Raw genomic sequence first — 13,168 nt, 5'->3', positions numbered from 1 at the left:
CCAGCAGCGCGCAAACCAGCGCCTGCGGCCCGCCGTGCCAACGCAGCGCCGCCGGCTACGCCGCTGCGTAGCGCGGAGCCGGCCGCTGTGCCGGCACTCGGCCTGGGCGCAATGCGGAGCTGCCCGGTGGCGCCGCCGACGGGATCCAGCTGGGTCGGCGCACGCAGTGGTTGCCCCTGCTCCGATGATGGTGCTGCACCCGCAACGGCCCTGCCGGCATCCCGTACGAACCCGCCGGCCTCACGCCCTGGCGCCGTGACGGCGTCGGCCACGGTGCCAGCAGCGCGCAAACCAGCGCCTGCGGCCCGCCGTGCCAACGCAGCGCCGCCGGCTACGCCGCTGCGTAGCGCGGAGCCGGCCGCTGTGCCGGCACTCGGCCTGGGCGCAATGCGGAGCTGCCCGGGGGCGACGCCGACGGGATTCAGTTCGTCTCGATCATTGATGGCCATGAGGTTCCCCTTTTGTGGTTGAGGCTGATCACGCGTCCGCGATCTCGCCCTGGAAGCTGAAGTTCTGAGAACAGGAACTGGATTTACTGCGGCCACTGGAGACAGACGCGCCGTAGTTGACGGCGCTCATCGTGCTGGCAGCCAACTGGCTCGAGATCTGCGCCTTCGCGCGCTGGATCTCGCCCGACTGGGACAGCAAGCCGAGCATCTGCTGGATCCGCATCTGCGCGTGCTGCAGCTGGGCCTCGACCGAGGCTCGCTCTCGCGCGAGGCCGAGCTCGAAACTGCGGTCGGCAGCCGCGGACGCCACTTGCTCCACGCCGGCATCGGCGCTGTAGATGCGAGCCTTCGCATCGAAGGCTTGGCCCACGGCTGCCAGGCGAGCACGTTCACCGCTCAGTGTGGCGTCCCAGCGGGCGATGCCGGCGCGCCAGACGTCCAGGTTCACACCGTGCTGCGCCATGCGAAGGCGCTCCGCCTCGAACTGCATGTTGTTGCTCGCCGCCCAGGCATCGACGCGCTTGGCATTGGCATCGACCAAAGTGCGATACAGGTCCGCCCGCTTTCCCTCCCCCTCTACGCTTGCTGTGTAGCCTTGCCATTCGGCGACGTGGGCACGCCAGCGCGCCTCGTAGGCGTCGACCTGGGCGCGGTACTTGTCGATGCCGAACCGATTGATGTCGGCTTGCACCTTCACCGCCTCCACACGGGTGCGGTAGAAGTCGGCCAGGGTGGTCACGCCACGAAGCTGGGACTCATACAGGCGCACCCGCTGCTCGTTGATTTCACCCCGAGCGCGTTCGCCTTCGATCTGGGCGCGGAACACCTCGACCTTGGCCAGCTCTGCCTGGATGCGGTCCCGCAGCACCTGGGCATCGGTCTGGTAGGCCTGCAGGCGCGCGTTGAAGACCGAGATCCTGGCATTCAGCACTGCGATGACGGTCTCGCGTTGGAAAGTCGCAGCCTGCAGCAGCACCTTCTGCTCTTCGGTGTGCAGCTGCGCCAGCGTCCCCTCGAGGGCGGCGCCCTGGGCGATGGCCATGCGCTGGTTGGCCAGCGATTCCTCGAACTGCTTAATCGCAGTATCCCGGGAAGCTTCGGCAACGGCGCTTTGGCCGGTCTGGCGGATCTCCAGGACCCGGCCGGCAAGCATGCCCTGGGGCTCAGCAAAGCCCCGGGCACCAAATTCTGCGACCGCCTGCTCAACGTTCCGATGTGTCTCGAGCTCGATGCGGCTGCGAGCCCGCTGGAAGATGGCGTCCTCAATGATCTTGGGCAGTGCCTGGCTACCAACGATCATGGGCTTGAGCGTCGAGGTCAGCGTGTCGACCAACGTGCTGACGTACGGTGTCGCCTCGAACTGCCAGGTGTCGTTGAATGGCGGCTCGATGAAAATCGGCTTCTCGGCGTCGAACTCTGGCAGGGAGATGTTCGGCACCGCCGGCAGGTTCAACGCCTCAAACGTCGGTACCTGCGGCAATACATAGGTCGGTTCCAGCGGTAGCACGATCTCCGCCGGGTCGATCGGGAGCGTCGGCTCCACGACATTGGGTGTGGTCGGCTTGGCGCCGAACGCCAACGTCGGTGTTTGAGCATCGAGCTCAGGTGCTTCGCTGATCCAGATCGGCGCGGCCGCAAATCCCGGCGCACTAGGCAGCGGAACATCGGGAGCGCGAAACTCCAATGCCCCGTCGTCCAGGTCCGGACGCCGTGGCCGCTGGAACGTGGCCTGGGGATCAGCGAAGCGAAAGTCGACATTGAAGTCGACCGGGTCCAGGCGAACACTGTTGAGACCGTCGAGGTTGGAAATCGCCAAACTGTACGTTTGGGCCCCCAACTCCATGAACTTGTCGTGGGCGCTGCCCACGAGTGTGACCGCGGCATCCGCCGACAGGTCAGGACACCAGGTCGAAGCCATATTTCTTCTCCAATCAAGACCACTGCAGCAAGATGAAGACGTTCCATTGATTGCCGCCTTGGACCACTATGCCCGGCGTGGCATCAACGGGTACGTACCCATCCAGGAGGTACCGGCCTTCCGCTTCGAAAACCATCGGAATGACAGCGGGCCCGTCCGGAAGGTCGATCCTTAGCTCGAAGTCGATGCCGTACTCAAAGCCTGCGGCGCCATTGAAGAACTCCGGATTCCTCCACGGATATGCGTATCCGTTGGTGACCAGAAGCTGGTATTCCTCGGGCTCCGGATCATCACCGCATTGCTGCACCACACCACTGAGCTCGCGCCAAAAACAAGGCCCCGCCATACCTACCCCCTTGTACGTCGTTCGAGATAGACCTGCCGGAACTCGATCGCCGCCAGATCAAAGTCGGCTCCATCCACGTTCTCGATGATGAAGTCGAAGTCCACTGCCTTGATTCCCTTGCCCAGCTTCCAGCGCGTCTCGCGCGTGCTTGTCGCCGGTCGCTCCAGAATCTTGTATATGGCGGCTTCCTTATGGCCAGATTCCTCGTTCACCGTGATCACATGCAGCAGTAAGGTGCCGGTGCTGGTGTACCCGACGAACGCCTCTGGCACCCGCTTCAGCCGGCGCGTCCCAAGCGCGGAAAGCCCGAGCCTGATGCGTGCGGCGATCGGCTGGCCATCGTCGTCATCGCCGTCAAGTCGGTGAAGTCCGTCGCTCGCCGCACCGTAGTATCGGTTGCCGATCTTGGCGAAGCTGTTGAACGGATACTCCGTGTACCGCGACAGACCGCGGCTCTCGGTGTTCAGAACCCATGCAATGTACTCACCCGTGTCCAGTGCCAAGCGCGTGACGAACCCCAGCCCGTCGCCCAGACGCTGCAGGGCCTCGGCACTATTCACTTCACCGGCCCTCGCCAGCGCGCGCTCATTGACCAGTACGACGCCGGTACCCGATCCGAAGGCGTCTGCGTTGATCAGCAGCGCTTCTGCGAGACGGTCCGCCGCACGCTGCAGGCTCCCAACCACCTCCGAAGCGACCAGGCTATCGGCGACACGCTCGGACTTGAGGACTTCGGTCAAAGCACCAAACCACAAGCCGCCGGCAATCGCATTGACCGCGTCCGCATAGGACCGGCACGCACCCAGCAGCAGAAGCCTGTCTAGAACTCGCTCCAGCTTTGAGACCGTCGCCTGCGGCGCCGGCGCGAACACGACACCCTCCTCCACCAGGAGCTGGTAGACGATCGCGACAGTGTCCTCCAGGCTCAACACATCAGCGGCAGCGCCGTTGCCTGACTGGGTGCTTCGCCGCCCAGCTGCGACGGCCAAGGCCTCGCCCAGCACGTGGGTCGGCAATGTCGACTCCGACTGTCCCATGTCCAACGCAGCCCGTGGGCTCACAAACCACAACCCACCGAAGGACGACACCATGCGAGGAATGGCCTCGAGCCCCGCATAGGCCATGGGCTCTGTGAGCTGGCGTCCACGCGCGTGGATCGCAAGCCTCGCCGCACCACCACCATGACCAGGGGCGGTCTGGAAGCCAGCCGCTACGACCAGGACCGATGCACCTCCCTCCCCGACCAGGTGTAGCGATGCCACCCCATCCGTGCTGAGCTGCAGAGCCGCAGCACCGTGCGCTGGCACAACGGGATCCACACCGCCGCCGAATCGAACCTGCGCGACGCCAGCGCCGCGAAGCCTCAGCACGGCGGCGCCGCTGCCAGCAAGTCCACGGCCAGCACCTCGCGCTCGGACTACCAGCGCGCAGCTGGCGCTTCCCTCAATCGAAACGGCGTCAAGGGGAACGAACTCAATGGTCATTCGATGACGTCTCCGGTGGCAAACATGGCGCAGCCGACCAGCAGCGGACCTTCGCTCAGGTGCAGCGAACGGTAGAAGCGATCGCCGTTGCAGACGTACTCGACAACGCCCCCCACCCGGCGGACCTGCCAGACATCCTCCGCACTGTAGGTTCGAACTTCGCTGACCCTTGCCCCAGACTCGATCGCACAGACCTGCATCAAGCCGCCGGGGCTCTGGTGGAAGTAGAGCCCATGAAGAATGGCTGCAGGATCCTCCAGCCTGTCCCGATCGGTGCACAGCCCCACCACAACCCCAACCACCCGACTCATTGTCAGCTTCATAACCAGATCACCATCGAGCTCGGCGTCACTCCGAGCTCCGGCGTCCCACGCGAACACGCTCGCATACTCGAAGCGGCCAGGAACTCGAGGCGATGCGGGCCGTGCCTTCTGCTCCGGATAGCTGGTGCACGTGATAGGCCCTGGCGGTGCCGTCTGGACGAACACGCTGCGACAAACCTGGTAACGCACGTAGCTGGTGCCACCGGACTGCTCGTAGCCCAGGATCGTCGCGTTCTGCGGCAACTGCACTGCGCCATTGTTCGGGACAGCCATCGTCCCTTCGCTGCATGACTGCCGCCAGTAGCCCTTCGCGGGCTCCCCGCCGCAAAACGTATAGGCCGCACTGTACGGCTGTGCTTCACGCGCAGGCTGCGGGGGAATGAATCTTGCGGTCGGCGGCTTCGACAACATGTCAGCTGGCCTGATCGGCGACCACGTTGAAGATGCTGATGCCGGTGCTGTTGGTGCCATTGGCAACGACGGTATCGGAGCTGAAGAGCACGGCCGCATTCGATGCAGGCCCACCGGCGGTGCCTTGCAGGCGGATGCCAGTGGTTGCCCCTCTTCCATCATCACCAGCCGCACAGAAGCGATAGAAGGACGGCGAAAGGTTCGGTGCGGCAGCATTGGCGCCGTCGAAGGCGATCAGGCCCTGCCAGTCTTCCGACGGGTTCTTCGGCAGAACGTTCCCCACTGGAGCCGCAAAGGTCAGCCCTTGGCCCGCGACCTCAAGCTTGGCGACCTGGGTATGTGCGCCGGCCATGTCCAGGGCAGTATCGGCTGTTGCCGGAACCGGCCCGGCATAGATGTAGATGAAGCCACCATCGAGGGCGCCTTTGACTTGCTGCAGCAGCGCCTGAGCAAGGGGAATCGAGATCGTCATGGTTCGTGGTCCTGGTTCAGAGGGGGGGAATCGCGTACCACCAGTCACCCAGTTCGATGCTGGTGTCGGGGGTAACAGCAAGGGTCGGAAGCCGCATCTGGAAGTCGCCAGCGGACCCGTCATCCAGTCCGATTGCTCCGTCGATGCGCGGGGCGGTGAAAGAGATCTGCCCGAGGTCAGGCTCGTTGCCCACAAGCCGGAACCACCCGGCCAGGCCGTTCGCGACGCCTCGCAAAAGCCAGCGTTGCACTGGATCCTTGTAGACATAGCGACCGTTGCGGACGAAATGCAGGCCGTTGGCCGTCCCGCCCGCCTGCCACGGTCCGCCGTCGCGAGTAATGCGCGCCAGGAGCTGTCCCGTAGGCGGCAGGTCTGCACGCGCGGGCTGGATCCCCGAGCGAATCTCGATGCAGCCGTTCCGGAAGATCCCGTCGAACGAGGTGGGCCCGAGCAGCAGCGTTTCGAACCCGGTGGAAGTGATGACCGCCATTGAGGCTCCTATATGGGTTTGGGCAGCGATGTCAGCGGGTAGAAGCGACGGTCATCGGCAATCACGCCGGTGACCGCGCCGAGCTCGTAGCCCGTCAGGTAGTTGAGCGTGCCGGTGTAGGGCCCGGGGATCGACACGCAGTAGCGGCCCTTGCAGTAGTTCCAGCCCCCGCTCCAATCGAAGCCGAGGAAATCGGTCACGCCTTGGCGTTGGACCATGGCTGTTCTGAGGCTTGCGGCGGCCGAGAAGAAGACCAGGCCCTCGCGCGGGTGTTTGCGCCAGATCACGCCGTGCTGCGTACCGTCGCGCGGCCCCCATCCAGAGCCCGACGCGCCGGTCCAGTAGTTCCCGAAAACGAGACCGTCAACGACACCGCCAGGGGCCCGCGTGTCGAGCCCGAGGAAAGGGGCTGGCAGGCCACTGGCTGGGTCCCAGTCCACGGCCTCGATCTCGCCGTACAGCAATCGCCCGCCCATGTATGCGAATGGTTGAATGCTGTGGACACCATTCACGCCCTGGATCCGCCAACCGGAGTAGAGGTTGTGGCGAAGATCCATGTACGCCAGGAGGTGATAGTCCTGGCGATCGTTGCCGACGGAGAAATCCCTGTCGATCAACGGCAGTTCACCGCCATCAAACTCCAACACGACGAGCACGCGAAGGGTCCCGCGGTACCCAGTCGCCTCGGTGGCGACCTGCCCCTGGCTCAGGCGCAGCGCAAGGAAGGCATCCCTGCGCTCAGAACCGGCATAGTCGGAAGCCACCAGGCCACGAGTCGGCGCGACCAGCGCGAAGGCCCCAAGGGCGTTGGTGTAGTCGCCGATCAGGTAGTCGGCCCGGCTCAGTCTATGGTCGATACCGACGCCGGAGATTTCCACCTCCTGCGTCATCGTATTGACCAGGCCGAACACCGTGGTCGGTTCACTGCTCACCGTGCGAATTGCCTTGGTCCCATCAGCATTGAAGAACCAGGGCAGCGCAGCGTCGTTGAAACCGTTCGCGGACGATTCGTCCTGTGGATTGATCCTGCCCGGTGTCATTCCAAGGAGGCGGTGGCTGCCCTGCACCACTTCCCAATCACCCTTTTCGGGCGTTCCCTCGCTCCGAGTGACCCTGAACACAACGAACGCCGATTGAGCTGTGGTCGGTTGGTTGATCACATAGTGGGTGAACGTCACCACCAGCTCATGATGTCCATCCGCCCCCCTGCGCAGGCAACCGGACGTCAGCCGCCAGGACAGATAGTCCGGAGGTGTATCGACCATCGCATCCCGATAGGCAATGCGATCGAACAGGATCTGGCCCTGCTGGAAGATCCAGCGCGCGCCGTCGTCGATCAGGGTCAGGTCGCGGAGGTACCGGACGCCATACCCATAGAAGGACAGAGCCAGATCCCGACCGTCCTTCCAGTCGACGTTGCCGAAGAAGTGGAGACCGGCGGGATAGCGGTCTGGCTGGTTGTAGCTCTCGTAGCGAGCCCCGGTGATGCTGTCGACAACGTCCCAGCGTTTCCAGTAGCGCGTGATCAGGCGTCGGCCGCTGAACTCGAGCCAGGCCGACGGGTTCTCACCGGTGGGGTCCACTTGTGAGCCGCGGTCGGCCGGATCACCCGTGTGCACATTCCAGCGAGGCCACAGGATGAAGCCGCCCATGGGTTCAAGTGGCTCGAGCGGCGGTTCCGGCTCCGGCGTGATGATCGTCAACCGCGTCAGTTCACCGATCTTCTCGGCCACGATAAGGGTTCCGTCATCCGCTTCCTGCCTTGCACTGGCGATCCCCAGCCCATTGCGAGCGGCCTCCTGCGTTACGAATCCCAGTAGCTTCCTTCCCGCCGGCATATGCAGCGAGGCGGCCGCCCGATCGCCAACCACCACGATCGGCTTCCAGCCGGTATGCCGCCCGCCGCTCATTACGAGACGTCACCCCCATCCTTGGCAGAGAGCACGTACTCGATCGCCAGCTTGTCGCCGGCGAGCTGGTTGGTGCGCGGGGTCGCGAACCGGGTCGCTGCAATCAGGATGTTCGCGGTTGCGCCCTTTGCCGATCCGGTCAGCAGCCCGATGCCGTACAGGTTGTAGGGACCGCCTGCGGAATAGGTCAAAGTCGCTGCAGCCAGTGCAGCCGTGTTGCCGATGGCTTCTGCCGTGGACGGCGTGGTAGTCCAGGGCAGTCGGGTCGCCGGGGCGTAGGCCGTGAATTCGGAGGCCACGTCCTTGAACGTACTGCCCTTCCAGTCGGCTGCAGGGGTGACATTTCCCGTGAAGGGGGCCAGGTAGAAAGCGGTCTGCTGACTGCCACCACCCATTCCGGCGTTCAGCAGATAGTTCAGGCCTTCGTTGACCAGGCGGTTCGGGTCGATCTGCCATGGACCGAGCTCGCCACCAGCAGGCGCGTGCGCGTGCCGGAAGATGCCGCCGATGCTGACGCGCGCGCCGGGAATGTAGATACCCGATTCGCACCGTTCGTACTTGTGCTGGCGGATCGCGCGAATTGCATCGCGCCCCACCGCGCCCAGGGATTGCAGGGCCTTCATGACGTTCATCGATTTGCTCCTTCGGTGGTTACCATTTGCCCGCGGGGCAGGAGGCCCCTTGGAATCGGGTCTTGCTTGCCAGGGGGCAGCTGCAGAGGCTGCAGCGCAGGAAGAGGCGACGTCCTACACGCTCGGCGTTCGGACAGGCGCGGCAGATCTCCAGGCGACGCTTCACGTCGTCCGGTTTGGCCAACAGAGTCATGGGTCAGGGATCCCGGTGGATGACGTGGGCGACGGCCCGATCGGTCACGGCCAGCGACTGGCCTTGCGGTGCCCGCAGCGCGGCAACCAGCTGGCTGAGTCCGTCCTGCTGACGCAGCAGCACTGCGGCATGGTCTGCGTCATCGATGACCGCCTCCCCCTTCTTCAGCACCTGAACCTGACCGCCAGGCAGACCGATGCAGAAATAGCCGTCACGCGCGAGCCAGATCAGAACGGGTGCTGCGGACTGCAGACCGATCACGTCGCCGTTGACGACCACGGCCGATCCGGGAACCGCGCCGCTGCCGCGCGCCACCGTCTGACTGAAGTCCTTGGGATCGGCGCCGGCATACCAATAGGTACGCGCGCCGGCGGCGACGTAGAGGCCCGCTCCATCGGGAGACCCATCGCCAATAGGCTCCATCAAGTCGATCGGAGCATTGAACCGCATGCGGTTGGCCGACGGTCGGAACAAGCCGTAGCGCAGTGCTTCCGACCACAGGACTTCTTGGCCGCATGCGACGAACTGCCGGCCGTGCCCACCGCGCACGATGTGGCCTGCCGGTAGGGGCCGCAGGAACTGAGTAGTGAGCGCCCTGCCCTCACCGGGCGACAGCACCGGTGCCGAGCGGGTACCGGCCGGAAGAATGGCGTACTGCCGCATCACCTGGTCGTTCGGACCGGAGACGTAGATCGCAGCCGACACCGTGCCCGGTGCCAACGGCAGCGGTATGTCAGTCAGCACCAGGCCGCCGCCTTCGGCAACGTCGATCGCCGCGGCCAGCGTGCTGCCGGACTCGCGGCCGAGCCGGTCCAAGAACGTCACCGCGACCTGGTACTGCCCTGGTGCGAGGGCACTGCCGGCCGCCGACACGAGGACGGGCTGTCCCGCTGGGTGCTCAGGCGCCCAGGGATGCCCCTGCAGGTCGATGTCCAGGAATCCACTTGCCGTGCTGTTGCTGAAGAAAACGCGGTCGCCGATCAGCGCGTAGCTCAAGGGGTCCAAGCCCACCGCGATGCCCAGCGGCTCTACACGCTCGTCCTCGTGCAGAGCATGGAGCCGGCCACCGTCGACAAAAAGCCCGTACTGCAGCAGCTCGTGGCCCCACAACGAGTGAGTCAGCGTCCCGGGGTGAAAGCGCTGATGCCCGCGCCGGCGCTGCGGCCGGCCTGCGGCGTCCAGGTCGACATTGTCGGCCTCGCGTAGCGCGCGCGGGATGCCGTCGTCATCGGTCGGTAGCGCCCCCTCTCCGGCCACGTTGTTGATGCCCAGTGGCCACGGGCCACCAGGGCGGAGATCTTCATCGCGAACGGGCATGTCAGAACCACATGGGTTGGGTGCCGGTGGTCGGGTCGATCGACAGCTGCTGCAGCGCGCGCGCGGTGGGCCGCTCACCGAAGTAGCTCTCGAACAGTGCGAGGTGGCGATCGGCGTCCGCAGTGCTCCGCTGCTCGGAATCGCGCTTGTTCAGGGCCCGCCAGCAGGCCCAGTGCACCAGCTTCCGGTGGTGGATGGCATCGATCACCGGCTCGTCCTCGCTGTCTTCCATCGCCTCTGCAGCCTCCGGCACGCGCCAGAGAGTGAGCTGCAACACGTCCGACTCCGCCGGTACCGGACTGACAGATACCTCACGGGCCTGCCGATCGCGCACCAGGTACTCCGGGCGCCCTGCCTCGGTGCGCCAGTGGCAGTGCCGTCCGTCGAGAGCGGTGCTGGTGGTCCTGCAGAGCGGGTCGGACAGGTTGCTGGCCAGCACCGCGCGCCGAACCACGTACACGGTCGGATGAAGCGTGTAGTCAGCCCGACCGGGCTCAAGGTTGATGTGGCAAATATCGGGGCGGCCGCTCTCCACGAGCAGCCGCGCCCGAATGCACGCCTCTTCCACAGCTTCGTTGAGATGGCGGGTCAGCGCGGCGTCACTCCACAGGTAAGGAGCCACGTCGTCGTCGAGCTCTTCCCGGCATTCCTCGATCAACTGGCTGAGGGTGCGCGCCTCCACGTCAGGCTTCCTCGAGCGCCTGGCTCAGCACCTTCAGGGTGGTGCCGCGCTGGTCGGGCTCCGGCTTGGCCAGCTCCAGATCGAGGGCGGCTTTGATCACGACCTTGGCGATGCCGCCCTTGGCCAACTCCGCCTTCAGCTTCTGCCAGCTCAGGCCGTTCAGTTGGGCTGCCGCTTCGACGATCTCCGGCGGCAGCGTAGCTGCGACGTTCGCGCCTGCCGGCGGCTCACTGCTGCCGGTGTTGGAGCTCGTGGTGGTGCTGGCGCCTGAGCCATCGCCGCCGGCATCGGTACCGGTGCTGCTGACAACCGGCGCCGTTGGCGGTTCCCGGCCTGCGGCCGAGTCGACCGGCGCTACCGGCTTGCTGGTGGTCTGCAGGCTCTGGGCCCTGGCGATGTAGTAGGCCTCCGGAATGCCCAGCAGCCGCTGGATGTGGTCGGAGTTTTCGACGTCGGCGACGTGCTCCGAATCGGCATTGGCCGGGTCGATCGGCACGAAGAAGTAGACAGTGCCGTCCAGCTCAACGGGCGCTTTCGGGCGCTTGAACTTGCATGCAATCAGCATGGGATGCTCCTGGTAGGCGGGGCTGCAGCTGCAGCCCCGCTACGGTTGGGTGGCTCAGGCCGGGAACGCGGCCAGGCGCAGGATCAGCTCGCCCTGCTGGGCGCCCGGGGCGGTGTTGAGCTTCACGTACACCGGACGATTCACCGGCTTGGAGCCCAAGGCCTCCGCGACCAGGTGCAGGGACATCGGAATGAACGCAGCGGTGTCCGCCACCACTGCGGTCGGAGCAATGACGGTGTTGCCAGCCGCCGAGGTGCCGTCGATCGCGTCCGGGATGAAGACAGTGATGTTCTGCGCAGCCAACTTGCCGGCGGCGTCCAGCTTGGCGAACAGGCCCGAGGCCTGGCTGTGCAGCTTGTGATTGGCCGGCAGCTCGCCGATCAGGACCAGATCGCCATCCGCTCCGGCCTCGACCGGCCAGCTGTAGTCGTTGACCACCAGCAGGCCGGCGGCAGGCGACGATGCGCCGCTGTTGCGGCCAATTGCGAGTTTCGTGGACATGGATTTCTCCTGTTAAGAACTTGGTTTCTGAACGCAAGAGCCCCGGCATGCCGGGGCTCTTGGTTTGCGGCTTACTGCGGGTTCGGATCGGCCGCGGCGGTATCCAGGGCGATCGTGCCGAAGTCCTTGCCGTTGAAGCGCGTCTTCTTGATGCCGAAGATCGCACCGGCGCAGATCTCGATGTCGTTGCCGTGGTCGAGCGGAACCTCGGACCAGTCGAAGCGCAGGCCGTTGCCCGGCGAACCGAAGGCCAGTACCAGGGCCTGACGGCCCAGGTACAGCGCGCGAGCCGCGGCAACGTTTCCGCCGGCACCGTAGTCCCCGAAGCGCACCACGGACTTGTGCTTGTGCAGGATCGTGTTGCCGATCATGCCCAGGTTGTCCTTGAAGATCGGGTTGCTGGCACCTTCGGCGGCGGCTGCCGCCTTCTGGATGTCCAGCCAGTTGCCCGGATCCGTGGAGGTCTTCAGGTCATGCGCCTGGAACGGGTGCATGACGGTGACGAAGTGCTCGCCGCCGGCGATGGTGATCGGCTGGATCTCGGCCACCTGGGTCGAACCACCGCCCTGCGAAGCGGCCTTGGTGTTGGCGCGCTCGATCAGGACACGGCTCATCTTGCCGGCCGAGGTGAGCGATGCCTTGCTGGCGCCGTCGCCGAACAGGATGTGCGAGCTGTCCGGTGTTTCGAACGGGTTGCCAGCACGACCGGCGTAGTTCAGCGGGACGTTGTAGTCCTCGTTGATGCCGCGGGCGCCCGAGCCGTACATGAAGAACAGCTCGTCGTAGAAGCGCGCCCAGAACTCGGTCAGCCGGTTGCGGCCGACCTTGCGCAGGTCGTGGACGGTGCGCTTGCGGCTCATGCGGCCGCCGCAGCTGACCGGCTTACGGGCCTGGTCGATGAAGACCTTGTCGGTGAAGAAGTCGAGCTTCTCGCCCTTGCCCTCGGCCTTCTGGTCGCCTTCGATGACGCCACCGGACAGCTGCACGGACAGGTCGTAGCTGATGGTGTCGCCAGCTTCCTGCTCCAGGTCGGTCTGCAGCATGACCGGCATCGAGGTCTCCGACCCCTTGCCCATCATCTTGCGCGTCCAGTAGGACTGTTTGGATACCGAAACCATGAGGTCCGCAGACCACAGCTTCCGGGCCTTGGGGTCGTTCAGACCCACGATCGTCTGTGCCATGTTGCTTCTCCAGGGAGATCACGGCACTTCTGCGCCTCTGTCGTTGACCCGCACTACTGCGCAGGTTTTGAGGATGTTCAGCCCATCGCGGGCGTTGGCCGGCGCGCCACTCGCTGTAGCGCACCGCCAGTGGGTTGCTGCTCACCGGCTCGGGTGATCGTCACCGGGGTGTTGGATTCGATGATCACACGGGAGCGCTTGCCGCTCTTCTCGGTGAACGTGATCGATGCGCCTGAGCCCGACGGGATCAGGACCACGTCGCCGGGCTCCAGGGTGGTGTGCAGCTTGGGCATG

The 13,168-nt window shown here is 65.2% G+C and carries 14 protein-coding genes; all 14 read right to left on the bottom strand.

The window, feature by feature from the left end:
- Positions 1 to 477: 477 nt before the first annotated feature.
- The gene (locus QRO91_RS02505) at positions 478 to 2,367 is read right to left on the bottom strand and encodes a hypothetical protein (protein ID WP_049406941.1); all 1,890 of its coding nucleotides are present in this window, start codon (positions 2,365 to 2,367) and stop codon (positions 478 to 480) included.
- Positions 2,368 to 2,380: 13 nt separating this feature from the next.
- Positions 2,381 to 2,713 (bottom strand): hypothetical protein, encoded by a 333-nt coding sequence (locus tag QRO91_RS02500; RefSeq protein ID WP_049406944.1) that lies wholly within the window; start codon positions 2,711 to 2,713, stop codon positions 2,381 to 2,383.
- Between the two features lie 2 nt (positions 2,714 to 2,715).
- Complete coding sequence (locus QRO91_RS02495; protein WP_049397780.1) at positions 2,716 to 4,197, bottom strand: hypothetical protein; 1,482 nt, start codon at positions 4,195 to 4,197, stop codon at positions 2,716 to 2,718.
- The gene (locus QRO91_RS02490) at positions 4,194 to 4,931 is read right to left on the bottom strand and encodes a hypothetical protein (protein ID WP_049397781.1); all 738 of its coding nucleotides are present in this window, start codon (positions 4,929 to 4,931) and stop codon (positions 4,194 to 4,196) included. Before QRO91_RS02490 ends, QRO91_RS02495 begins: the two co-directional genes overlap by 4 nt.
- A 1-nt stretch (position 4,932) precedes the next feature.
- Complete coding sequence (locus tag QRO91_RS02485) at positions 4,933 to 5,403, bottom strand: hypothetical protein (protein ID WP_049397782.1); 471 nt, start codon at positions 5,401 to 5,403, stop codon at positions 4,933 to 4,935.
- A 16-nt stretch (positions 5,404 to 5,419) separates the two neighbouring features.
- Positions 5,420 to 5,893, bottom strand: a complete 474-nt coding sequence (locus tag QRO91_RS02480) for a hypothetical protein (protein WP_049397783.1) — start codon at positions 5,891 to 5,893, stop codon at positions 5,420 to 5,422.
- 8 nt (positions 5,894 to 5,901) lie between these two features.
- Complete coding sequence (locus QRO91_RS02475; RefSeq protein WP_225792082.1) at positions 5,902 to 7,626, bottom strand: hypothetical protein; 1,725 nt, start codon at positions 7,624 to 7,626, stop codon at positions 5,902 to 5,904.
- A 176-nt stretch (positions 7,627 to 7,802) separates the two neighbouring features.
- Positions 7,803 to 8,435, bottom strand: coding sequence for a hypothetical protein (locus QRO91_RS02470; RefSeq protein WP_049397785.1), 633 nt, complete (start codon positions 8,433 to 8,435; stop codon positions 7,803 to 7,805).
- Between the two features lie 196 nt (positions 8,436 to 8,631).
- The gene (locus QRO91_RS02465; protein WP_049397786.1) at positions 8,632 to 9,945 is read right to left on the bottom strand and encodes a hypothetical protein; all 1,314 of its coding nucleotides are present in this window, start codon (positions 9,943 to 9,945) and stop codon (positions 8,632 to 8,634) included.
- Position 9,946: 1 nt separating this feature from the next.
- On the bottom strand, positions 9,947 to 10,627 hold the full coding sequence (locus QRO91_RS02460; protein WP_012479900.1) for a DUF6682 family protein: 681 nt from the start codon (positions 10,625 to 10,627) through the stop codon (positions 9,947 to 9,949).
- A gap of 1 nt (position 10,628) precedes the next feature.
- Positions 10,629 to 11,192: a hypothetical protein gene (locus tag QRO91_RS02455; RefSeq protein ID WP_049397787.1), complete on the bottom strand. Its 564-nt coding sequence runs from the start codon at positions 11,190 to 11,192 to the stop codon at positions 10,629 to 10,631.
- A gap of 54 nt (positions 11,193 to 11,246) precedes the next feature.
- Entirely contained in the window at positions 11,247 to 11,693 is a 447-nt protein-coding gene (locus QRO91_RS02450) for a hypothetical protein (protein ID WP_049397788.1), read from the bottom strand.
- Positions 11,694 to 11,764: 71 nt separating this feature from the next.
- Positions 11,765 to 12,874, bottom strand: coding sequence for a N4-gp56 family major capsid protein (locus QRO91_RS02445; protein WP_005409208.1), 1,110 nt, complete (start codon positions 12,872 to 12,874; stop codon positions 11,765 to 11,767).
- Between the two features lie 77 nt (positions 12,875 to 12,951).
- The gene (locus QRO91_RS02440) at positions 12,952 to 13,167 is read right to left on the bottom strand and encodes a hypothetical protein (RefSeq protein ID WP_012479896.1); all 216 of its coding nucleotides are present in this window, start codon (positions 13,165 to 13,167) and stop codon (positions 12,952 to 12,954) included.
- Position 13,168 lies beyond the last annotated feature (1 nt).

Source organism: Stenotrophomonas maltophilia group sp. Smal32 (assembly GCF_030237085.1).
GTDB classification, from domain to species: domain Bacteria; phylum Pseudomonadota; class Gammaproteobacteria; order Xanthomonadales; family Xanthomonadaceae; genus Stenotrophomonas; species Stenotrophomonas maltophilia_Q.
Note: the sequence above shows the minus strand (reverse complement) of the source record. Positions and strands in the feature narration are given on the sequence as shown.